The following is a 20,746-nucleotide window of genomic DNA, read 5'->3' as shown; positions in this document are numbered from 1 at the left end:
GGTACAGTCTAGGGCGCAGCCCATGAAAAAGGGAGGCCTGAGCCTCCCTTCGCGTCACAGCGGTCGATCAGTCGAACAGGCCGAAGGTGGCATAGCTGAACCACGAGCGGTCGGCGTCGGCGTCTTTCGGGCCGGCCGGCGCGACAGGATCGCCATTCTCGTCCTTGGGCAGCAGTTCGCGCGGGATGTCGTCGCGGGCGTCCTGGAACTGCTTGACCACGTCTTGATTGGCGCGGGTTTCGCCCGGCGGCAGCGGTGTGTCGCTTTCGATCAGCCCCAGCGTGGCCTTGGACAGCCAGGAGCGATCGTCGGCTTCTTTGCGTTTGGGTTCGAACTGGCCGTCGACCAGGCTCGGGTGGTCGGGGTAGTTGAGCTTCAACGCTTCCAGGCTGGTGGCGGCGAGGTCGTCGAGGTGCATCTTCTGGTACGACTCGACCATGATCGCCAGGCCGTCGCCCACCGATGGGGTTTCCTGGAAGTTCTCCACCACGTAGCGACCGCGGTTGGCGGCGGCGACATAGGCGTCGCGGGTCAGGTAGTAGTCGGCGACGTGGATTTCATAGGCCGCCAGCAGATTGCGCAGGTAGATCATGCGCTGCTTGGCATCGGGCGCGTAGCGGCTGTTGGGGAAGCGGCTGGTGAGCTGGGCGAACTCGTTGTACGAGTCGCGCGCAGCGCCTGGGTCACGCTTGGTCATGTCCAGCGGCAGGAAGCGGGCTAGCAGGCCGCGGTCCTGGTCGAACGAGGTCAGGCCCTTGAGGTAGTAGGCGTAGTCGACGTTCGGGTGCTGTGGGTGCAGACGGATGAAGCGCTCGGCAGCCGACTTGGCGGCTTCGGGCTCGGCGTTCTTGTAGTTGGCGTAGATCAGTTCGAGCTGCGCCTGATCGGCATAGCGACCGAACGGATAGCGCGATTCCAGTGCCTTGAGCTTGTCGGTGGCGCTGGTATAGCTGTGGTTGTCCAGGTCAGCTTGCGCCTGCTGGTACAGTTCGGCTTCGCTGAGGTTCTCATCAATGACTTCCTTGTTCGAGGAACAGGCAGCAGTGAGTCCGAGGATGGCGATCAGCAGCAGGTGTTTCACTTGCATGGCGGCTTGCGTCCCTTTGACGGCCGCTGTCTTGGGCGGTGCCGTCCTGTTATGATGAGCGCCCCCGGAAAGACCCGGGGCAAAAGAAGCCGTATTTAACCACAAGCACGCAGCCGAAACCAAAGGCTGTACGCCCGCTGAATCGAGCATGTCCGAGATCATCCAACTTAGTGCAGAAGTCCCGTCCGAACTGGGCGGTCAACGCCTCGACCAGGTCGCCGCCCATTTGTTCGACGAGTACTCGCGTTCGCGCCTCTCGTCGTGGATCAAGGACGGCCGTCTGACGGTCGACGGTGCGGTGCTGCGCCCGCGCGATACCGTCCACGGCGGTTCGCTCCTGGTGCTCGAGGCCGAGCACGAAGCCCAGGGCGAATGGGAGCCCCAGGACATCGCACTGGACATCGTCTACGAAGACGAGCACATCCTGGTCATCAACAAGCCGGCAGGGCTCGTGGTGCACCCGGCTGCCGGGCATGCCGACGGCACCTTGCTCAACGCCTTGTTGCACCATGTGCCGGACATCGTCAACGTACCGCGCGCCGGTATCGTGCACCGCTTGGACAAAGACACCACCGGGCTGATGGTGGTTGCCAAGACCTTGCAGGCGCAGACCAACCTGGTCGACCAATTGCAGCGCCGCAGCGTCAGCCGTGTCTACGAATGCATCGTGCTGGGCGTGGTCACCGCAGGCGGCAAGATCGACGCGCCGATTGGCCGCCACGGCGGCCAGCGCCAGCGCATGGCGATCACCGAAGGTGGCAAGCCGGCCATCAGTCATTACCGTGTACTGGAACGGTTCCGTCTGCACACCCATGTGCGGGTGAAGCTGGAAACCGGGCGTACCCACCAGATCCGCGTGCACATGGCCCACGTCAACTTCCCGTTGATCGGTGACCAGACCTACGGCGGTCGCTTCCGTATTCCGCCGGCCGCCAGCCCGACCCTGGTCGACGCGCTCAAGACCTTCCCGCGCCAGGCGCTGCATGCCCGTTTCCTCAAGCTGGTGCACCCGGCCACGGGCGAGACCATCGGCTGGGAGTCGCCGTTGCCCGACGACTTCGTCTGGTTGCTGTCGCTGCTCAAGCAAGACCGCAGCGACTTCATCGGATGACACCCCTGGCGCAGGCGCTGCTGTTTCCCGACTGGCCCGCTCCGGCCAACGTCGGCGCCTGTGTCACCACGCGCGCGGGCGGGGTCAGCCTGCCGCCCTATGACACCTTCAACCTCGGCGACCATGTGGGCGATGCGCCGCAGGCGGTGGCCGAGAACCGGCAGCGCCTGAGCGATGCCTTGCAGGTGCGCCCGGCCTGGCTCAAACAGGTGCATGGCGTGGACGTGGCGCACGCCGATCCCGACCAGGTGTGGCAGGCCGATGCCTGCTGGACCGCCACCCCTGGCATCGCCTGTACCGCCATGACCGCCGACTGCCTGCCTGTACTGTTCTGTGACCGCGCCGGCAGCCGCGTGGCGGCGGCTCATGCCGGCTGGCGCGGGCTGGCGGCAGGTGTGCTGGAGGCCACGCTCGATACCTTGGCACTGGCGCCCGACCAGGTGCTGGTCTGGCTCGGCCCGGCCATCGGCCCGCAGGCGTTCGAAGTCGGGCTGGAAGTGCGCGAAGCGTTCGTCCGTCAGCATCCGGCAGCCCATGAAGCCTTCGTGCCGGGTGCCCAGCCCGACAAGCTGCTGGCCGATATCTATGCCCTGGCGCGTATCCGCCTTGCCGCCCGTGGCGTCACCGCCGTGTACGGCGGCGGCCTGTGCACCGTGTCCGACCCGCGCTTCTATTCCTACCGTCGCACGCCACAGGGCGGGCGCTTCGCCTCATTGGTCTGGCTCGAGCCGCGCTGACCTGCATCAATCCCACTGCGCTTGAATCTTCCAGAATCAACCTCATCTATTGGTTATCTCTGGCAGGTTTCTTCATCAGGTGTGTCCATCGCTCCGGCCTGCCCCTATCAGGAAGGTATTCACATGCGCATAGACCGTTTGACCAGCAAGTTGCAATTGGCGTTATCCGATGCCCAATCCCTGGCCGTTGGCATGGACCATCCAGCCATCGAGCCGCTGCATTTATTGCAGGCCCTGATCGACCAGCAGGGCGGTTCGATCAAGCCGCTGCTGATGCAGGTCGGCTTCGACGTCACCGCCCTGCGCCAAGCCTTGGTCAGTGCCCTCGACCAACTGCCGAAAATCCAGAACCCCACCGGCGACGTCAACATGTCGCAAGACCTGGCGCGCTTGCTCAATCAGGCTGACCGCCTGGCACAGCAGCGCGGCGACCAGTTCATCTCCAGCGAACTGGTGCTGCTGGCGGGCATGGACGAGAACAGCAAACTGGGCAAGCTGCTGCTCAGCCAAGGCGTGAGCAAGAAAGCCCTGGAAAACGCCATCAACAACCTGCGCGGCGGCGCGGCCGTCAACGACGCCAATGCCGAAGAGTCGCGCCAGGCCCTGGACAAATACACCGTCGACCTGACCAAGCGCGCCGAAGAAGGCAAGCTGGACCCGGTGATCGGCCGTGACGACGAGATCCGTCGTACCGTGCAGGTGTTGCAGCGCCGCACCAAGAACAACCCGGTGCTGATCGGTGAGCCTGGCGTGGGCAAGACCGCCATCGCCGAAGGCCTAGCTCAGCGCATCATCAACGGCGAAGTGCCCGATGGCCTCAAAGGCAAGCGCCTGCTGGCGCTGGACATGGGCGCGCTGATCGCCGGGGCCAAGTACCGCGGCGAATTCGAAGAGCGCCTCAAAGGCCTGCTCAACGAGCTGTCCAAGCAGGAAGGGCAGATCATCCTGTTCATCGATGAGCTGCACACCATGGTCGGCGCTGGCAAAGGCGAAGGCGCGATGGATGCCGGCAACATGCTCAAGCCGGCTTTGGCGCGCGGCGAACTGCACTGCGTCGGTGCCACCACCTTGAACGAGTACCGCCAGTTCATCGAGAAAGACGCCGCCCTCGAGCGCCGCTTTCAGAAGGTGCTGGTCGAGGAGCCGAGCGAGGAAGACACCATCGCCATCCTGCGTGGCCTGAAGGAGCGCTATGAAGTGCATCACAAGGTCGCCATCACCGATGGCGCGATCATCGCCGCGGCCAAGCTCAGCCACCGTTACATCACCGACCGCCAGTTGCCGGACAAGGCCATTGATCTGATCGACGAGGCCGCCAGCCGCATCCGCATGGAGATCGATTCCAAGCCCGAAGTGCTCGACCGTCTCGACCGCCGTCTGATCCAGTTGAAAGTGGAGTCCCAGGCGCTGAAGAAAGAGCAGGACGAGCCGGCGAAGAAGCGCCTGGAAAAACTCACCGAGGAAATCGAGCGCTTGGAACGCGAGTATTCCGACCTGGAAGAAATCTGGGCCTCGGAAAAAGCCGAGGTGCAAGGTTCGGCGCAGATCCAGCAAAAGATCGAGCAAGCCCGTCAGGAACTGGAAGCCGCTCGCCGCAAGGGCGACCTGAGTCGCATGGCCGAGTTGCAGTACGGCGTCATCCCGGACCTGGAGCGCAGCCTGCAGATGGTCGACCAGCACGGCAAGACCGAGAACCAGTTGCTGCGCAACAAGGTGACCGAGGAAGAAATCGCCGAAGTGGTGTCGAAGTGGACCGGCATCCCGGTCTCGAAGATGCTCGAAGGCGAGCGCGACAAGCTGCTGAAGATGGAAGGGCTGTTGCATCAGCGCGTGATCGGTCAAGAAGAGGCGGTGATCGCCGTGGCCAACGCCGTGCGCCGCTCGCGCGCGGGGTTGTCCGACCCGAACCGTCCTAGTGGCTCGTTCATGTTCCTTGGCCCAACCGGGGTCGGTAAGACCGAGCTGTGCAAGGCCTTGGCCGAATTTCTCTTCGACACCGAGGAGGCCATGGTGCGCATCGACATGTCCGAGTTCATGGAGAAGCATTCCGTGGCACGCCTGATCGGTGCACCGCCAGGTTATGTCGGTTACGAGGAGGGCGGTTACCTGACCGAGGCAGTACGGCGCAAACCTTATTCGGTCGTGCTGCTCGACGAGGTGGAAAAAGCCCATCCCGACGTGTTCAACGTGCTGCTGCAAGTGCTCGAAGACGGTCGGCTGACCGACAGCCACGGGCGCACCGTGGATTTCCGCAACACAGTGATCGTGATGACCTCCAACCTGGGCTCGGCACAGATCCAGGAACTGGTCGGCGACCGCGACGCGCAGCGTGCGGCGGTCATGGATGCGGTGAGCTCGCATTTCCGTCCTGAGTTCATCAACCGGATCGACGAAGTGGTGGTGTTCGAACCGCTGGGCCGCGAGCAGATCGCAGGCATCACCGAGATTCAGCTGGGCCGGCTGCGCAGCCGCCTGGCAGAGCGTGAGCTGACGCTGAACCTGCAACCCGAGGCCATCGACAAACTCATCGCCGTCGGCTATGACCCGGTATATGGCGCGCGACCGCTGAAAAGGGCGATCCAGCGCTGGATCGAAAACCCGCTGGCGCAGCTGATCTTGTCGGGTGCCTTCATGCCGGGTACGGCAATTACCGGCAAAGTGGCAGCGGACGAGATCGTCTTCGAGTGACAAAGGCCCTCAAAGAACCCCGCTGAGGCGGGGTTCTTTTTGTCTGCGCTCTACGTGCGACGGGTGTGAACCCCGCAAAATCGAGGCTTTGCGGATTTTTTGGATAACTTGCTGAAAAATGTGATTTTTTTGCTTGCATCCGATTTCGAGTGCCCCTAATATACGCCGCGTTGTCAGGCACTAAGCGAATCACCAGCAGCACCGGGGATCGCAAAACTTACTTAGAAATCAGTAAGTTGAACGAAAAAAAGTGGTTGACAAGCAAAACGAAGAATGTAGAATAGCCGGCCTCAGCAGCGATAACGCGAAAGCGGATAGCCAAAGAGATCGAAGGTGAAGCAAGCTTCGAAGATGTAAAAAAGTAGCAAAGATGTACCGAAGTTCAGTTCCGCGATAGCTCAGTCGGTAGAGCAAATGACTGTTAATCATTGGGTCCCTGGTTCGAGTCCAGGTCGCGGAGCCAATCTCGGGGTGTAGCGCAGTCCGGTAGCGCGCCTGCTTTGGGAGCAGGATGTCAGGAGTTCGAATCCCCTCACCCCGACCATTTTCAGGGTCGTTAGCTCAGTTGGTAGAGCAGTTGGCTTTTAACCAATTGGTCGTAGGTTCGAATCCTACACGACCCACCATTTTCAACATGACGAAGCGATGTATGAGTCGCTTGTCAGCCGAAAATGTGAAGAAGCCCGCCTTAATGGCGGGCTTTTTCGTGTGCGTCCGAAAAATCACGAACTCACTCCGCCCATTGGCATGAGACTAATCCCCGGTGCCGATCAGCCACGACTTGTAGGAGCGGCCGGTTCGGCGCTCCGATTAGCCGCGATGGGCTGCGAAGCAGCCCTAAAACGGACGCTGCAAGCTTGCAGGATCAGGAAGGCTTTACCAACTATCGCGAACGACTCGAAGCACCGGCCACCTCTATGCCCTCGGCTCCACTGTATTGAATTGAAGTGCTCCTGTAAGAAGTAACCGGATGTTACCAACCGACCCGCTATGTTTGAATGCAGTGACACTCGAGCAAACGAACACAGCAATGTGCGACATGACGTCAACGTCCACCCGAGCGTACTCCCAATCCCCATCGCAGGAGCGAAGGCGATGCAGTGGCAACGGAACCTGGCAATCTGTTTCTTCGGATCGTTCATCAACATCATCGCCATGACCGTGCTACTGCCGTTCCTACCCCTCTACGTGGAACACCTAGGGGCGACGGGCGAGGCCGACGTCGCTCGCTGGTCCGGCATCGCCTACGCCGCCACCTTCCTCAGCGCCGCCTTGGTCGCACCCTTGTGGGGCCACCTGGCCGACCGCTACGGCAGCCGCCAGAACCTGATCCGTGCCAGTTTCGGCATGGTGGTCAGCATGGGGCTGATCGGCATGGCACAAAACGTCGAACAATTGGTGGCGCTGCGTCTGCTGGTCGGCCTCGCCGGTGGCTACACCTCCGGCGCCTACGTGCTAGTCGCGGCGCAGACGCCCAAGGAGCGTTCCGGCTGGGCGCTGGGGATGCTGTCGTCCGGCATCATGGCCGGCGGGTTGGTCGGCCCGCTGCTCGGCGGTGTGTTGCCCACGGTCATGGACATCCGCACCATCTTCCTGGGCGCCAGTGGTCTGATCTTCTTCAATTTCCTGGCCACCTGCCTGTTCATCACCTCGCCCAAGGGCGTGCCGAAAAGCAGCAAGGCCAAGGCCGTCGATGAAGTGGTGGTGCGCCCCGATATGTCCGTCGTCCTGACCATGTTGTTGGTAGCTATGATCCTGATGATGGCCAACATGTCGATCGAGCCGATCATCACGCTGTATGTGCGTGCCTTGGGCGTCGACACGCAGTCGGTGACCTGGTTGGCGGGCCTGTGCATGGCGGCCTCGGCGTTGGGCAGCATTTTGTCGGCGCCGCGCTTGGGCAAGCTGGCCGATCGCGTCGGCGCGCTGAACGTGGTGGTGGTGTGTCTGGGTGTCGCCGGCTTGCTGCTGATCCCACAGGCATTGGTCACCGAGGTATGGCAGCTGATCGTGCTGCGCCTGGCGATGGGATTGGCCTTGGGTGGATTGATTCCCTGTGTGCTGGCCGTGATTCGGCAGAACGTCGGCGCGAACAAGGTTGGCAAGATGTTGGGCTACGCAACTTCGGCACAATACCTGGGGCAAGTCGTCGGGCCCGTGCTAGGTGGGTTCGCTGCCGGATCACTGGGGCTGCGTTTCGTCTTCGCTGCGACCAGCCTGGTGTTGTTGATGACGGCCGGATGGTGCCTGCTGTTGCTGTTGCGCAGTCGGCGGGCGGCCGATGGGGCTCAGCTTAGCGAGGGCTGAGGTTGGCGCATGATCCAGACGGTTCAAGTTCAAGCGTCTGATTTGGCCATGTGAGCGGCGAGTGGCAGAAGGGGCATGCATCGCCCGCCCTGAAATGGCCGTGCGACGATCAGCTTGAGGCGGGGTGCCGTCGAAACGTGCAAAGCCCGCGCGGCCCTGGATCAGCCCGCGCGGGTACGGGCATCAGTGCAGCTTGAGCCGCGGCTCGGTGCCCCGGCCGATCTTGCTGCCCAGCATCATCAACCCCGTGCGGAAGAACCCGTACAGCGCGACTTGGTGCATGCGGTACAGCGACACGTAGAACATGCGCGCCAACCAACCTTCCAGCTTCACGCTGCCCATCAGATTGCCCATCAGGTTGCCTACCGCCGTGAAGCGCGACAGCGATACCAGTGAGCCGTAGTCCTTGTACGCGTAAGTCGGCAGCGGCTTGTTCTCCAGCCGTGCGGTCAGGCTCTTGACCAGCATCGAAGCCTGCTGGTGTGCCGCTTGCGCACGCGGCGGCACGGTGCGGTCGCTGTCCGGCTGGGGGCAGGCCGCGCAGTCGCCGAAGGCGAAGATGTCGTCGTCCAGGGTGGTCTGCAGGGTGGGACGCACCACCAACTGGTTGATGCGGTTGCTTTCCAGACCATCGATGCCCTTGAGGAACGCCGGCGCGCGGATGCCCGCTGCCCACACCTTCAAGCTCGCCTGAATGACCTCGCCACTGCTGGTCTTGAGGCTGTCGGCCGTCACTTCGCTGACCGACGCGCCGGTCATTACCGTGACGCCGAGCTTTTCCAGCGTGCGGTGCACCGGCTTGCTGATGCGCTCGGGCAATGCCGGCAGCACACGCGGGCCGGCCTCGATCAGGGTGATGTGCATGTCTTGCGGCTGGATGCTGTCCAGGCCGTAGGCCGCCAGCTCGTGGGCGGCGTGGTGCAGCTCGGCCGCCAGTTCCACGCCCGTGGCACCCGCACCGACGATGGCCACGCTGATCTTTTCGCTGGCCACGTCACCGGCGTGGGCACGCAGGTAGTGGTTGAGCAGTTGCTGGTGGAAACGCTCGGCCTGTTTGCGGGTGTCGAGGAACAGGCAATGCTGTGCGGCGCCCAGCGTGCCGAAGTCGTTGGTGTTGCTGCCCACGGCGATCACCAGGGTGTCGTAGCCCAAGGTGCGGGCCGGCAGCAGTTCGCGGCCTTCTTCGTCCAGGGTGGCGGCGAGCTGGATCATCTTGCTCTGGCGATCCAGGCCGCTCATGCGGCCGAGCTGGAAATTGAAGTGATTCCACTTGGCCTGGGCGACGTAGTTGAGTTCGTCGTCCGACGAGTTCAGCGAGCCGGCGGCCACCTCATGCAGCAGCGGCTTCCAGATGTGCGTCAGGTTGGCGTCGACCAGGGTCACTTCGGCCTGCTTGCGTTTGCCAAGGCCCTTACCCAGGCGGGTCGCCAGTTCCAGGCCGCCGGCGCCGCCGCCGACGATCACGATACGATGAGTCATGGAGACATCCCTTAAGGTTGAAAAATTCGTGGCCGCAAGGGCCGGCGTCAGCGCGCAGCGAGGGGAGGGCGAGCGCGAAGCGGCTCATGGCACCAGTCCCGGCGCAGTCGGCTGAACGACCTCGGAGCGTTGACCGCAGCCGCCCGCTCGTGGAGCCAGTGCTCGACACGGTACAGGGGCTGGCAGGTACGGATCGGTGCGGCACTGATCGAGGCGATGCAGGCAGCGGCTCATGGAGAGGCCTCAGGTAGACGCATGTGACTGCGCAGACGCCACAGCGTTCTGGCAATAGGGCGATGATAAGCCTTTTCATCCGTGCCGTGGAAATGTGTCCAACGACCGGTCTGGCTTAGAGGCTGATGCCCACGTCGAAGACGATGCTGCGGCCGAGGTTGCTGCGCAGAAAGTCCGGCGCATTGGGGTGGGCGAACAGCACACGGGCGAAGGTCGGCCCTACCAGCGACAGCGAGCGCCAGCCTTGACGCAAGTACTCGGTGGGCGGCGGGAAATGGCTGTTGAGGTCGAGCACTTCGCGCTTGAGGCTGGCGAAGGCGATGATGTCCAGCTCGCCGAGATCCAGCCCGCGCTCGACATAGTTGTGGGCTTTCTTGCGCAGGGTCGGCGCCAGGCGCGCCAGCAGTTCCTGGGCGCTGATGCGTCGGGGGCGGGCCTCGCGGCGGACCAGCTGCGCGAGGGAAAAGGCGCTGCGCCGACGTTGCAGCTCTTCGCGCCACTCGTCGTTCAGGCGCCGGCCTTCGTCGAGCACGAAGAACACTTCGAAGGCGGCGTCGTGGAACAGCACGTCGGGCGGTTCCTGACCGGCCGGTGTGAAGTCTTCGTTGCGGTAGGCGATGTTCAGGCCTTGCAGCAGACGCTGGCAGACCCAACGCTCACGCTCCCATTTGCGGGCATTGGAAAGGAAGGCGTTGGCCTGTTCGGCCTGGATGGTGAGCAGGCGCAGGTAGTCTGAGTCGTCCATGCACTGAGCTTAGCTGCTATCGATGACGGTAAGATGCTGTTTGCGCGTAAAAAAGCGCCTCGCCTGAGCGAGACGCGGTGGGTCAGTGGCGCGGCTCCAGGTCGCCCGAATACAACTCGTCTTCGGCTTCCGGTGCGGCAGGAATCTTGTGCTCCTCGGCGGCCCAGGCACCCAGGTCGATCAGCTTGCAGCGGTCGGAACAGAAGGGTCGATAGGTGTTGGCCGCCTTCCATTCCACGGGGGCGCCACAGGTGGGGCAGTCTACGGTCAGTGGCTGGCTCATGGCTGGCCTCCTTTCAAAGTCAGGTAAAAGTGGTGCAGCCGGTCGATCTGCTCGCGTAGCCAGAACACGTCCCGGTCATTGACCACGACGTCGTCGGCATGTCGCAAGCGGTCTTCGCGTTTGAGCTGCGCCTTGAAAATCGCTTCCACCTGCGCAGGATTGGTACCGTCGCGCTGCAAGGTGCGCTGCATCTGCAGTTCATGCGGTGCATCGATCACCAGAATGCGTTGCGTCTTGGCGTACTGGCCCGATTCGATCAGCAGGGGCGAGACGTATACCGCGTATGGCGACTCGGCCTTGGCCAGGTAAGTGAAGATTTCCTGGCCGATCAGCGGGTGCAGGAGGGCTTCGAGCCAGCGGCGTTGGTCGGGGTCGGCGAAGATCAGTTCGCGCAAGGCCGGGCGGTTGAGCTGGCCGTCGTCCAGCAGCACGCCCGAGCCGAAGCGCTCGACGATGCTCGCCAGTGCAGGCCGGCCCGGCTCCACGACCCAACGCGCCGCCTGGTCCGCATCGACCAGGTGCACGCCCAGCTCGACGAAACGCTCGGCCGCCGCGCTCTTGCCGCTGCCGATGCCGCCCGTCAGGCCCAGAATCCAAGGGGAAAATGCCGCAGTGCTCATCAGATGCCGATCATGTGCAGGTAGGAAGTGTGTATTTCATCATTCCACAGCAGCATGATCCACCCCGCCGTGGCGAGGCAGGGACCGAAAGGCATTTCATGGCCGGGGTGGGCGCGACGTCGGTGCATCAGATAGAGGCCGATCAGCGCACCGCCGACCGAGGCCATCAGCAGGGTGAAGGGCAGTATGTGCAGGCCGCCCCAGGCGCCCAGCAGCGCCAGGAGCTTGAAATCGCCATAGCCCATGCCGTCTTTGCCAGTGACGAGTTTGTACAGCCAGAACAGTGTCCACAGGCTGAGGTAGCCGGCTGCGGCGCCCCATAGCGCACTTCGCAGGGTGACGTGCACGTCGAAGGCGTTGACCAGCAGACCGAGCCAGAGCACCGGCAGTACGATGACATCGGGTAGCAGCTTGTGCGCCCAGTCGATCAAGCTGAGGCTCAACAGCGCCCAAGTGACCACCAGCAGCGTCAATGCCTGCCCACCCGGTCCCAAGCGCCAGGCGACCAATGCCGAGAGCACCGCGCTCAGCAGCTCCACGAGTGGATAGCGCGGGCTGATGGCCCCGGCGCAGCTCGAGCAGCGGCCTCGCAGAGCCAGATAGCTCAGGATCGGTACGTTTTCCCATGCGCGCAGGGCGTGGTTGCATCGTGGGCAGTGCGATCCCGGCCACGCCAGATCGAAGCGGCGTGGCTTCTCGATCGGCAGATCCAGCATGCCCCGCGCCTCCGCACGCCAGCGGCAATGCAGCATGATCGGCAATCGATGCGCCACCACATTGATGAAGCTGCCGACCAGCAGCCCCAACAGGCCGGCGAAGCAGGTGAACAATCCAGGGTCGTCCATCAACGACATCCAGGCCCGCATCTCAGAACAAGCTCCCCAGTTGGAAGATCGGCAGGTACATCGCCACCACCAAGCCACCGACCAGCACACCCAGGACCAGCACGATGGCCGGCCCCAGCAAAGTGGACAACTGATCCATCGACTGACCGACCCGCGCTTCATAGTGGTTGGCTGCGTTGTCCAGCATCAGGTCCAGCGTGCCGCTGCTCTCCCCGATGGCGATCATCTGCACCAGCATGGCCGGAAACACCCGTTCCGCCGCCATCGCCTGGTTCAGCCCCAACCCGTTGGCCATGCCCCGGCGCAAACGCAGCACCGCGTGTTCGTGCAGTTCAAAACCACAGGCCTTGGCCACACTGTCCAAGGCATCCAGCAGCGCCACGCCAGCGCCATAGGCCGTACCCAAACTGCGACAGAAGCGCGCCAGCGCCGCCTCGCCCAACAGCGTGCCCAGCACTGGCAGCGCCAGCACCCGTTCGAGCATCCATTGCCGCGCTGGCGCATGGCTGCGATACAGGCAGCGCAGCGCCAGCCCAAGCAGCGCGGTGATGATCAAGCTAGCGCCCGCGTAATGCGTCAACCCCTCGGACAAGTCGATCACCCACTGCGTGAAGGCCGGTAACGCCTTGTCGAAACTGGCGAACAGGCCCTGGAAGCGTGGCACCACCTCCAACAGCAGCAACGCCGCTACCCCCAAGCCCGTGAGCAGCAGAATCAGCGGATAGGTCGTCGCCTTGCGCACCTTGCGCCGCAGCACCTGCCGCCTTTCCAGCATCCCCGCCAGCTGTTCCAGCTGCCGCTCCAAGGTGCCCGACTGCTCACCCACCCGCACCAGGTTGCAATACAGCGCATCGAACCACGCCGGGTGCTGCTGCAAGGCATCGGCCAGCGACAGCCCCGCCGACACCTGCTGATGCAAGCGCCTGAGCAACGCCGTCAGGCCAGCGTCCGCCCCGGCGCGGCCCATCACCTCGAAGCTTTGCAACAAGGGAATACCGGCGCTGAGCAACGTCGCCAGTTGCCGGCTGAAGCCCGCCGGGTCCGTCTTGGTCATTTGCGGCCAGCGCCATGCCCGCTGCCCAGCAGGCCGCACGCTGGCCACGCGAATGCCTTGCGCCTCCAGCCGAGCGCGCACGAACACCGGGCTGCGCCCCGGATGCTGGCCGCTCACAGTCGCACCTTTGGCATCGACGCCTTCCCAGGCGAACAGCGGCAGAGATCGAGTCATGGGAAATCCTTTTCCATCACGTGAAAGGGCAGGGGTCCAACCCCGGGAAAACTCCCGCAACAGCTTGTGCCGTGCACAGGGCGAGAGGCTCACTAGAGTAGTGCAGCGGACATGAAGTCCTTCCCTGCGAGCGTGACAAAAGGTTGCCGGGCCGCTGCCTGTATAAGCCTGCCGCCCCCGAAATCACGCTGCGGGTCCACGCACTGACCAAGGAGCTAGCCATGCAACGACAACGTGGTATCACCCTGATCGAGCTGATGATCGTGGTGGCGATCATCGGCATCCTGGCGACCATCGCCATTCCCAGCTACACCAGCTACCAGGCGCGTTCGAAAGCGGCTGCGGCGCTGTTGGAAATCTCGGCGTTGAAGACGCCCATGGACTTGCGCTTGGTGGAGGGCAAGGACGTTTCCGACGTTGCCGTGCTCGGCGGCCAAGCGGCGACCGGACACTGCGCGATCACGGCGGTGGGCGATGCCGCAGCGGGGACGGGGAGCCTGGAGTGCACGCTGGTCGAGGCGCCGGCGAGCATTCTTGGGAGAACGCTGACGTTGACCCGTACGGGCGCCGGGTGGAGTTGCGCGACAACGGTGGAAGAGGACCTGGCGCCCAGTGGGTGCACGGCGGCGGGTGGGGCGGGGAATTCGTGAGTTGAAACATGGGTTTGCGTAACGTGAGCGGCAGTGGTACGTTGCGCAACACGCCGGTGTAGCTCAGTCGGTAGAGCAGCGCACTCGTAACGCGAAGGTCGCAGGTTCGATTCCTGTCTCCGGCACCATAAATAGGTTTCTAGAGGTCCACAGACTGTCTATGGAACATTCAACAAAGCTCGCCCAGTGCGGGCTTTGTCGTTCTATCCATCTGAGTTCATCTTCGGGTAGCTACGCGGTTCGAGGCGTAACCCCGCTCAGCCGATCGCGTGGAAGGGTCAACCTAACTAAGATCGTCAAACCTTTCCTACACTCAACAGCGGGAGCAAAACCACCCCGCAAGATTTCAGCTCAGAGCGCCTCTATACCTTGAAGGCTCGCTTGCATCTGACCCGTAACCCACTCCCAAAACGCCGCGGCCTTGGCACTTTCACCAAACGGCCTGGGCGCCAACAAACAATACCGCGAACCATCCCGTTTGAACCCCAAAGGCGCAATCAGTTGCCCGGACTTGAGCTCATCCTGAACCATCAACGCCGAAGACATACTGACGCCAAGCCCAGCCGCTGCCGCCTGGTTACACAGATAGAAATGCTCGTAATCCACCTTCAGCGAATTAGGCGCAGACACTTCACTCAACCGCATCCAACTCTCCCACGCCTGTAAACGCGTCTTGGCCCGCAACAACGGCATCCCATCGAGCTGTCGATGTTTGTCCCACTGCGCAGGCGTACACACCGGTCCTATCCATTCCTCACAAATGGTCTGTGCATGCACCGTCTCGTCCCAATAAAAGTCATCGCGCCGCACCGCTACGTCTGCGCCTGACCTGACAAAATCGACGAGGCCTCCGGCTGCTAGCAGTTGAATTTGCAGGGCAGGGTAGGCGGCCTGAAACTCGGGCAGGCGAGGTATGAGCCATTTCATCGCGATCGTGGGCTCGCACGAAACCACGATGGTCTCTGTGCGCGATTCTCGTTGCAGCGCGCTCACCGTACTTTCGAGTTGCTCGAAGAACGGGCCGGTGAGGTTGTAGAGGTGTCTTCCCGCATCGTTCAGGAAGATGGCGCGGTTGCGGCGCTCGAACAGCTCCACGCCAATCGCATCCTCCAATTGCCTTACTTGGCGACTTACGGCGCCATGCGTTACATGCAGCGAACGCGCTGCATGGACGAAGCTTTCGGTTCGGGCGGCCATCGTAAAAAAATGGAAGGCAGTCAGCGCGGGCAGTTTCATAGGCGATGAAATCTCACAGATTCACCCGACTATAAATCGATTTTCCCTGAGCTCACAAGGCAGCATGCTTTGGTCGAAAACGTGCTCATGAGGAGCATTGACCAACAGGAGGGGCCCTATGGGCACCGTAGAAGATTTACGCCGAAACATCGATCAGTCACAGAAACGTTCCTGCATGTCGGGTTGCAAGTTAGCAGGCTTGCTGTGCGCCATTCAGGCATGCGGAGCAAGCCGCCAAAGGGAGTCATACCCATGAATGAATTGATAGCGGTGGCGGTGATTACCGTTCTGGCCGTCATAAGCCCGGGCCCGGACTTTGCGATGGTGACGCGCAACAGCTACTCCTACGGACGTCGCAGTGGCTTGTCAGCGGCTTTGGGTATTGCGTGCGGCGTTCAGGTACACGTTCTCTACACGGTGTTCGGTATCGCTATCATCATCACCCACTCGCCGGTCCTGTTCATGGCCATGAAACTGCTCGGCGCCGCTTACCTGGTGTACCTGGGCTGGAAATCGTTTACCAGCACATCGACACTGCGGCTCGGCACTGCAAGCGGGCCGTGCCCTTCGACGGGCAAAGCGTTCGGCATGGGGTTCCTGACCAATGCGTTGAACCCCAAGACCATGCTGTTCGTGGTCGCCACTTACAGCCAGGTTGTGCAGGCGAGCAATACCCTGGCCGTGAACTTTGCGTACGGCCTGTTCATGTCGGTATCGCACTGGTTGTGGTTCAGCCTAGTCGCCGTTTTCTTTTCGGCCGAAGCGCTACGCCAGCGCATGCTATCCAAGCAGCATGTGATCGACAAAGTCATCGGCTCTGCGTTGATCGGCCTTGGTATTAGCCTGGTTCTGCCAGTAATGAGCCGCTAAGGCACCTAGCTTTGAGCAAGCCGTGCCGTGCACGCTGGTCCGGGCCATCCAGCCAATCGAGCCTGAAACGCCCTTGTTTGAGTCCATGCGTCAAGAATTTTGGTCCATCAGCATCGAATCCACCTGACGCAGCAAGCCATACGGATCAGCCTGGATATATCGAGCAATATCCATAAACTCGATCACATCCAACCGCCGCTCACCCCTCTCGTACTTCGAGACATAGGACTGAGGCCGTCCAAGCCTTTGCGAAAGCTCTTGCTGGGTCATGTTCGCTGCCTTGCGAGCGTCCACCAGCAGCGCAAGCAACCTTTGGTATGGCGTGGAATGGATGGTTTTCATAAAGGCACCGGATCAGAACCGGATACCTAAATAATCCTGATTTAGGTTTATCCCAAAATAGGTTTTTGTTAGCATCAGCAGCCTGATCCGCATTGCCTTCAAACCAAGGCGCGCGCCTGATGGCTGGTCAAGAGAAACTATCCAAAATTCAAAGCTACGCCTAGACACTCGAGCTGCTAGGCGAAGCCCTGATTGACCACGACGAAGCGCTGGAATGCGATCCCGACGCTCCTTCGACCTTCCGCAAAACCGCAGGCATTCACCAAGCGATCAAGATCATCAGCCAGCTGGCGGGAGAGGAGTGCGGAAAGTTAATCAGCCACGCAGACAAGATCTGATCTGACCGATCAGAGACCCACCAAGCTGTCGCCAGCCCATAGCTGGCGCAGCCGCAGGTCTCACGAACACAGACCTTACGCAGACCCTTTTCCGTCACGCGTGAGCCGTAAGAAGGTTGCAGTACCAAACCTAGACGAATAAATTACCCCGTCGCCGAAGCATCGGCGATGCGACCTTGGCCGGTCGGAAACGAAAGGCGCAGCAGCGCCCAGTCTTCACCGCAGGCGCTTTTTTTGCGCCCACGGTGTCGCGTTATGGCGGTGGTGCGTGGGACACCTTCGGGTGTGCCGGGCTCCTTTCGTCCCGGTCGGCCAACCCGCGTACTGCTGCCACCTCTACTTGCTTGGCCGCAAGCGGTGGCAGTTCCACTACGAAAGGAACTCATGAATGACCACCCGAAGCCGCTTCAGAATCCCCGTATCCGCTCGCCGCCGTCGCTCTTCATGGGCACTCGCGCCTCAACGCTTCCGCCGGCCCAGTTGCTTGATTCGCATTCCCTATGAATCAAGGGGGGCAGACTCGTGACCGATCAAGAGCAACTATCCAAAATCCAAAGCTACGCCTGGACGCTCGAGCTACTAAGCGAAGCCCTGATCGACCACGACGAGGCGCTGGAATGCGATCCCGACGCTCCCTCGACCCACCGCAAAACCGCAGGCATCCACCAAGCGATCAAGATCATCAGCCAGCTAGCGGCCGAGCAGTGCGGAAAGCTGATCAGCCTCAGAGACAAGATCTGATCTGACTAGAGTGCGGAAAACTGATCAGCCTCAGAGATAAGACCTGATCTGACCGATCAGGAACCCACCAAGCTGCCGCCAGCCCATAGCTGGCGCAGCTGCACGTCCTACAAGCTCAGCCAGCAGCCAAGCCTTTCACCCATCACCGTACCTTGAACATCGCCACCTTCTCCGCCAACCGCTCCGCCAACTCCGTCAACTCCCGACTCGACGAAGCCACCTGCATCGACCCCGTCGCCGTCTGCACCGTCGATCCATGAATCCGCGTCAGATTCTGCGCCACATCCTCCGCCACCGCGCTCTGCTGCACCGAAGCGCTGGCGATCTGCGCATTCATATCGTTCAACGCCCCCACCTCCTGACTGATCCGCGCCAACGCCTGCTGTGCATCGCGCGTCTGGCTCACCGTGGAGTCCGCCAACTCACAGCTGCTACGCATGGTCCGGCTAGCCGCCTCGGTCCCGGTCTGCAAGCTGCTGATCATCTCGCGAATTTCCTCGGTCGATTGCTGCGTACGATTGGCCAGCGACCGCACCTCGTCCGCCACCACCGCGAAGCCACGCCCATGCTCACCCGCCCGCGCCGCTTCGATCGCAGCGTTGAGCGCCAGCAGATTGGTCTGCGAGGCGATCGAGTTGATCACGTCCACTACCGTCCCGATGCGCTCGCCCTGGCGCGACACTTCTTCCACGGTGTCGGTGGTGTCGGCCAGAGTGGTCGCCAACTGTTCGATGGCCGAGGTGGAGCTAGCGACCAAACGGTTACCTTGCTCCACTTCCTGATCGGCCTGGCGCGTGGCCTCGGCCGCTTTCGCCGCATAGCCGGACACTTCGTTGACGGTCGCCGCCATCTGCGCGATGGCCGTGGCCACCTGCTGGGTTTCGTGGGTTTGCAGGCCGATCTGTTCGTTGTTGGCGCTGGAGGTCTGCGACAACTGGGTGGACGACTGGTTGACCGCCTGTGCGGCCAGGCGCACTTGGGCGATGGTGTCGGCCAGGCGGTCTTGGGCGGTCTTGAGCACCCCCATTACGCTGCGCGGGTAGGGCGTGTCGATGGTCTGGCACAGATCGCCTGCGGCCAGGCGCTCGATGGCCTGGCCGACATCGGTAGGCTCGGCGCCGAGGGTCGAGCGCACGAAGCGCATGATCACCATGGCCAGCAGGATGCTCAGCACCAGGGCCACGCCGGTGGCGCCGAGCATCAGGCCGCGGAATTGACTGGCGGTGTTTTGCACCTCGTTCAACTGTTGCTTGATCGCCGCCTCTTCATGGTCGATCAGCGCGTTGACGCGCTTGAGCCACTCGCTGTAGTCGGCCGAGGTTTCACGCAGCAGCAAGGCTTGCGCACCGGCGATGTCGCCGGCCTGGCGCAGGTCGAGCACGGCCTTGGAGGAGGCGAGGGTGCGGACTTCGATCTCTTTGATCGCTTGCAGCAATTGCTGCTCGTTCGGCGACACGCCGCGTTCGGCGAAGAGTTGGTCCATGGGGCCGGCCGAGTCGGTGTAGGCCTTTTGCAGCTCGGTCATTTCGCTCAGGTGGCGGGCCAGGTCGCGGTCGTTGTCGACCAGCACGGCGTCGCGGATGGCGATGGCGCGGTTGTGCACGCTGCCGCGGAAGTTGATCGCGTAGCGCTGGATCTTGGCGGCGTTTTCGCTGACGTGTTCCAGGGTCGAGTCGATGAAACCGACCCGTTGGATGCCAACGGCGGTGACCAGCACGAGCAGCGAGACGATGGCGGCGAAGCCAAGGCCGATACGGGTAGCGAGGGGGATGGGTCTGTTCATGCCTGGGTAAACCTGCGCGAGCGTGGGGGGTGCCGGACCGATTACTGGTGGAACGCCGAGTAATGGCAAAGCGATATTATGTAGTGACAATGGCGCGCGCCAATTGATCCTTGGCATTCACAACGATAGGGAAGGGCTATTTCTAATAACGGTCCAGCACCCCGGCCCAGAGGCTGGCCAAACAGCAGGCTCAGGGGCGCTGTTTGCTCGTGTCCGGCCGGGTGTGATACGTCTACGGCGCTCCTCACTGCGGTCCTGTCCATAGACCGGTGAGTCGCACCCATCTGCTAAATCCGGATATATCGGGATCAGATCGCGATCGGTCCGTACACAAAAATCTGACCTGTTGCGGAGGTAGAGGCGACTCATGCGAAAGACAGGGTCGGTCAATGGCTTGGTATAAAGCGCCGTCAGGCAACGGAAGCCGCCGCCTTCAACCGCCCGAACGACCATTTCCGACTGGCCAGAACGCAAGACACGAAAATCAAACCGCCCCCTATCCAGCCCTGAACAGTCACGGACTCATTGAGCCAAAGCACTGCGAATAGCCCGCCGAACAGGGGTTCGCTGCCCATCAACAGCGAGACCCGCGTCGGGTTGCTGCGCTTTATCGCGTAATTCTGGGCAAAGAATGCGAACAGCGTGCAAGCCAGGACCAGGTATGCCATGTAGCCCCAAAACGCCACCGGATCGGAGACCTTCGCAAGGCTTTCCACCGGCGCCGGCAGGGTGATGAACGCCAACAGCACGCAACCCAGAGCGACCACCCCAGACTGCAGTGCGGTCACAGCCAAGGCCGGAATCTGGCTGCTCTGCACGACGCGCTTGATCAGACAGACCTGCACGGCTCTGCACACTGCGGCCAGCAAGATCAGTACATCCCCCACGTTCACGCCGAACTGGCCGTGCAGTGCCATCAGCGCAGCTCCGACCATGGAGGTGCCCACGGCCAACCACTCCAACGGGGTCGGTCTTCTTTTCAACCACACCCACTCGACCAAGGGCGTGAGCATCACGCACAGGCTGATGAGGAACGCCGCGTTCGTGGCAGAGGTATGGAGCAGTCCAAACGTCTCGCTGAGGAAAATCCCCAGCAGCAGGAGCCCCGTGCTCAGCAACCCCATATGGGTACGCAGCGATAAGCCAGCCAGTTGCCGCAGCGCCGGGCTCAGGATAATGAAGGTGATCGTGAACCTCAGGGCGAGCAACCCCAGCACTGGGTAGAAGACCAAGGCCGATTTCACGACCCCATAGCTGGTGCCCCATACCACTGCCACGGCGAGCAGCATGAGGTCGCTGACGAATAAGGATGTGCGTTGGCTGTTCATTGGCAGGTCTCGTTGTGGAGGCGGGCAGTATCGAATCGCCCCCAGGGCGAGACAACGCATCGCGACGACACATCAGTTATGCTGCGTTTGCACA

General features: G+C 62.1%; 18 protein-coding genes and 4 tRNA genes. 11 read left to right on the top strand and 11 right to left on the bottom strand.

Annotated elements, in window-relative coordinates:
• Nucleotides 1–67: 67 nt before the first annotated feature.
• The gene (locus tag AA0Z93_RS03680) at nucleotides 68–1,087 is read right to left on the bottom strand and encodes an outer membrane protein assembly factor BamD (protein ID WP_413046347.1); all 1,020 of its coding nucleotides are present in this window, start codon (nucleotides 1,085–1,087) and stop codon (nucleotides 68–70) included.
• Between the two features lie 148 nt (nucleotides 1,088–1,235).
• Between AA0Z93_RS03680 and rluD the strand changes: the two genes are divergently transcribed.
• The 7 genes from rluD (at nucleotide 1,236) to AA0Z93_RS03645 (ending at nucleotide 7,930) form a co-directional block, all read left to right on the top strand.
• Nucleotides 1,236–2,198 (top strand): 23S rRNA pseudouridine(1911/1915/1917) synthase RluD, encoded by a 963-nt coding sequence (gene rluD / locus AA0Z93_RS03675; RefSeq protein WP_413046348.1) that lies wholly within the window; start codon nucleotides 1,236–1,238, stop codon nucleotides 2,196–2,198.
• Complete coding sequence (pgeF, locus tag AA0Z93_RS03670; protein ID WP_413046349.1) at nucleotides 2,195–2,935, top strand: peptidoglycan editing factor PgeF; 741 nt, start codon at nucleotides 2,195–2,197, stop codon at nucleotides 2,933–2,935. Before rluD ends, pgeF begins: the two co-directional genes overlap by 4 nt.
• Nucleotides 2,936–3,058: 123 nt before the next feature.
• On the top strand, nucleotides 3,059–5,623 hold the full coding sequence (gene clpB, locus AA0Z93_RS03665) for an ATP-dependent chaperone ClpB (protein ID WP_413046350.1): 2,565 nt from the start codon (nucleotides 3,059–3,061) through the stop codon (nucleotides 5,621–5,623).
• Between the two features lie 387 nt (nucleotides 5,624–6,010).
• A tRNA-Asn gene (locus AA0Z93_RS03660) sits at nucleotides 6,011–6,086 on the top strand.
• 4 nt (nucleotides 6,087–6,090) lie between these two features.
• Nucleotides 6,091–6,167 (top strand) — tRNA-Pro (locus AA0Z93_RS03655).
• 6 nt (nucleotides 6,168–6,173) lie between these two features.
• A tRNA-Lys gene (locus AA0Z93_RS03650) sits at nucleotides 6,174–6,249 on the top strand.
• 469 nt (nucleotides 6,250–6,718) lie between these two features.
• The gene (locus AA0Z93_RS03645; RefSeq protein ID WP_413046351.1) at nucleotides 6,719–7,930 is read left to right on the top strand and encodes an MFS transporter; all 1,212 of its coding nucleotides are present in this window, start codon (nucleotides 6,719–6,721) and stop codon (nucleotides 7,928–7,930) included.
• Between the two features lie 183 nt (nucleotides 7,931–8,113).
• Here AA0Z93_RS03645 and AA0Z93_RS03640 read toward each other — a convergent pair whose 3' ends face one another.
• From AA0Z93_RS03640 to AA0Z93_RS03615, 6 genes are all read right to left on the bottom strand, one after another.
• The gene (locus AA0Z93_RS03640) at nucleotides 8,114–9,409 is read right to left on the bottom strand and encodes an NAD(P)/FAD-dependent oxidoreductase (RefSeq protein ID WP_413046352.1); all 1,296 of its coding nucleotides are present in this window, start codon (nucleotides 9,407–9,409) and stop codon (nucleotides 8,114–8,116) included.
• Nucleotides 9,410–9,758: 349 nt separating this feature from the next.
• Nucleotides 9,759–10,388 (bottom strand): DUF1780 domain-containing protein, encoded by a 630-nt coding sequence (locus tag AA0Z93_RS03635; RefSeq protein ID WP_413046353.1) that lies wholly within the window; start codon nucleotides 10,386–10,388, stop codon nucleotides 9,759–9,761.
• 82 nt (nucleotides 10,389–10,470) lie between these two features.
• A complete protein-coding gene (yacG, locus tag AA0Z93_RS03630; protein ID WP_413046354.1) occupies nucleotides 10,471–10,671 on the bottom strand; it encodes a DNA gyrase inhibitor YacG in 201 nt (66 codons plus the stop codon).
• On the bottom strand, nucleotides 10,668–11,291 hold the full coding sequence (coaE, locus tag AA0Z93_RS03625; RefSeq protein ID WP_413046355.1) for a dephospho-CoA kinase: 624 nt from the start codon (nucleotides 11,289–11,291) through the stop codon (nucleotides 10,668–10,670). Before coaE ends, yacG begins: the two co-directional genes overlap by 4 nt.
• The gene (locus tag AA0Z93_RS03620; protein ID WP_413046356.1) at nucleotides 11,291–12,157 is read right to left on the bottom strand and encodes a prepilin peptidase; all 867 of its coding nucleotides are present in this window, start codon (nucleotides 12,155–12,157) and stop codon (nucleotides 11,291–11,293) included. Before AA0Z93_RS03620 ends, coaE begins: the two co-directional genes overlap by 1 nt.
• Before the next feature lies 1 nt (nucleotide 12,158).
• Entirely contained in the window at nucleotides 12,159–13,364 is a 1,206-nt protein-coding gene (locus AA0Z93_RS03615; protein ID WP_413046357.1) for a type II secretion system F family protein, read from the bottom strand.
• 221 nt (nucleotides 13,365–13,585) lie between these two features.
• On the opposite strand from AA0Z93_RS03615, the gene AA0Z93_RS03610 reads away from it, so the two are divergent.
• Together AA0Z93_RS03610 and AA0Z93_RS03605 are read left to right on the top strand one after the other, a co-directional pair.
• Nucleotides 13,586–14,014, top strand: coding sequence for a pilin (locus AA0Z93_RS03610; RefSeq protein ID WP_413046358.1), 429 nt, complete (start codon nucleotides 13,586–13,588; stop codon nucleotides 14,012–14,014).
• A gap of 52 nt (nucleotides 14,015–14,066) precedes the next feature.
• Nucleotides 14,067–14,142: transfer RNA gene (locus AA0Z93_RS03605), tRNA-Thr, on the top strand.
• Nucleotides 14,143–14,365: 223 nt separating this feature from the next.
• Here AA0Z93_RS03605 and AA0Z93_RS03600 read toward each other — a convergent pair.
• Nucleotides 14,366–15,250 carry a LysR substrate-binding domain-containing protein gene (locus AA0Z93_RS03600; protein ID WP_413046359.1) on the bottom strand — a complete coding sequence of 295 codons (885 nt, stop codon included), beginning with the start codon at nucleotides 15,248–15,250 and terminating at the stop codon, nucleotides 14,366–14,368.
• A 252-nt stretch (nucleotides 15,251–15,502) separates the two neighbouring features.
• Here AA0Z93_RS03600 and AA0Z93_RS03595 point away from each other — a divergent pair, with 252 nt between their 5' ends.
• Nucleotides 15,503–16,120, top strand: a complete 618-nt coding sequence (locus AA0Z93_RS03595; protein ID WP_413046360.1) for a LysE family translocator — start codon at nucleotides 15,503–15,505, stop codon at nucleotides 16,118–16,120.
• A gap of 90 nt (nucleotides 16,121–16,210) precedes the next feature.
• On the opposite strand, the gene AA0Z93_RS03590 is transcribed toward AA0Z93_RS03595, so the two are convergent.
• A complete protein-coding gene (locus AA0Z93_RS03590; RefSeq protein WP_413046361.1) occupies nucleotides 16,211–16,462 on the bottom strand; it encodes a helix-turn-helix domain-containing protein in 252 nt (83 codons plus the stop codon).
• An 860-nt stretch (nucleotides 16,463–17,322) separates the two neighbouring features.
• On the opposite strand from AA0Z93_RS03590, the gene AA0Z93_RS03585 reads away from it, so the two are divergent.
• Nucleotides 17,323–17,541, top strand: a complete 219-nt coding sequence (locus AA0Z93_RS03585; RefSeq protein WP_413046362.1) for a hypothetical protein — start codon at nucleotides 17,323–17,325, stop codon at nucleotides 17,539–17,541.
• A gap of 142 nt (nucleotides 17,542–17,683) precedes the next feature.
• Here AA0Z93_RS03585 and AA0Z93_RS03580 read toward each other — a convergent pair whose 3' ends face one another.
• Both AA0Z93_RS03580 and AA0Z93_RS03575 read right to left on the bottom strand, forming a co-directional pair.
• Nucleotides 17,684–18,391, bottom strand: a complete 708-nt coding sequence (locus AA0Z93_RS03580; protein WP_413398608.1) for a methyl-accepting chemotaxis protein — start codon at nucleotides 18,389–18,391, stop codon at nucleotides 17,684–17,686.
• Between the two features lie 1,343 nt (nucleotides 18,392–19,734).
• The gene (locus AA0Z93_RS03575; protein ID WP_413046364.1) at nucleotides 19,735–20,652 is read right to left on the bottom strand and encodes a DMT family transporter; all 918 of its coding nucleotides are present in this window, start codon (nucleotides 20,650–20,652) and stop codon (nucleotides 19,735–19,737) included.
• Nucleotides 20,653–20,746 lie beyond the last annotated feature (94 nt).

It is taken from the genome of Pseudomonas phoenicis (genome assembly GCF_047302395.1).
In the GTDB taxonomy this organism is placed as follows: Bacteria; Pseudomonadota; Gammaproteobacteria; order Pseudomonadales; family Pseudomonadaceae; genus Aquipseudomonas.
Note: the sequence above shows the minus strand (reverse complement) of the source record. Positions and strands in the feature narration are given on the sequence as shown.

Coding starts and splice junctions, on each gene's coding strand:
- AA0Z93_RS03680 (WP_413046347.1), bottom strand. CDS start 1,087: ATGCAAGTGAAACACCTGCTGCTGATCGCCATCCTCGGACTCACTGCT.
- rluD (WP_413046348.1), top strand. CDS start 1,236: ATGTCCGAGATCATCCAACTTAGTGCAGAAGTCCCGTCCGAACTGGGC.
- pgeF (WP_413046349.1), top strand. CDS start 2,195: ATGACACCCCTGGCGCAGGCGCTGCTGTTTCCCGACTGGCCCGCTCCG.
- clpB (WP_413046350.1), top strand. CDS start 3,059: ATGCGCATAGACCGTTTGACCAGCAAGTTGCAATTGGCGTTATCCGAT.
- AA0Z93_RS03645 (WP_413046351.1), top strand. CDS start 6,719: ATGCAGTGGCAACGGAACCTGGCAATCTGTTTCTTCGGATCGTTCATC.
- AA0Z93_RS03640 (WP_413046352.1), bottom strand. CDS start 9,409: ATGACTCATCGTATCGTGATCGTCGGCGGCGGCGCCGGCGGCCTGGAA.
- AA0Z93_RS03635 (WP_413046353.1), bottom strand. CDS start 10,388: ATGGACGACTCAGACTACCTGCGCCTGCTCACCATCCAGGCCGAACAG.
- yacG (WP_413046354.1), bottom strand. CDS start 10,671: ATGAGCCAGCCACTGACCGTAGACTGCCCCACCTGTGGCGCCCCCGTG.
- coaE (WP_413046355.1), bottom strand. CDS start 11,291: ATGAGCACTGCGGCATTTTCCCCTTGGATTCTGGGCCTGACGGGCGGC.
- AA0Z93_RS03620 (WP_413046356.1), bottom strand. CDS start 12,157: ATGCGGGCCTGGATGTCGTTGATGGACGACCCTGGATTGTTCACCTGC.
- AA0Z93_RS03615 (WP_413046357.1), bottom strand. CDS start 13,364: ATGACTCGATCTCTGCCGCTGTTCGCCTGGGAAGGCGTCGATGCCAAA.
- AA0Z93_RS03610 (WP_413046358.1), top strand. CDS start 13,586: ATGCAACGACAACGTGGTATCACCCTGATCGAGCTGATGATCGTGGTG.
- AA0Z93_RS03600 (WP_413046359.1), bottom strand. CDS start 15,250: ATGAAACTGCCCGCGCTGACTGCCTTCCATTTTTTTACGATGGCCGCC.
- AA0Z93_RS03595 (WP_413046360.1), top strand. CDS start 15,503: ATGAATGAATTGATAGCGGTGGCGGTGATTACCGTTCTGGCCGTCATA.
- AA0Z93_RS03590 (WP_413046361.1), bottom strand. CDS start 16,462: ATGAAAACCATCCATTCCACGCCATACCAAAGGTTGCTTGCGCTGCTG.
- AA0Z93_RS03580 (WP_413398608.1), bottom strand. CDS start 18,391: ATGGCGGCGACCGTCAACGAAGTGTCCGGCTATGCGGCGAAAGCGGCC.
- AA0Z93_RS03575 (WP_413046364.1), bottom strand. CDS start 20,652: ATGAACAGCCAACGCACATCCTTATTCGTCAGCGACCTCATGCTGCTC.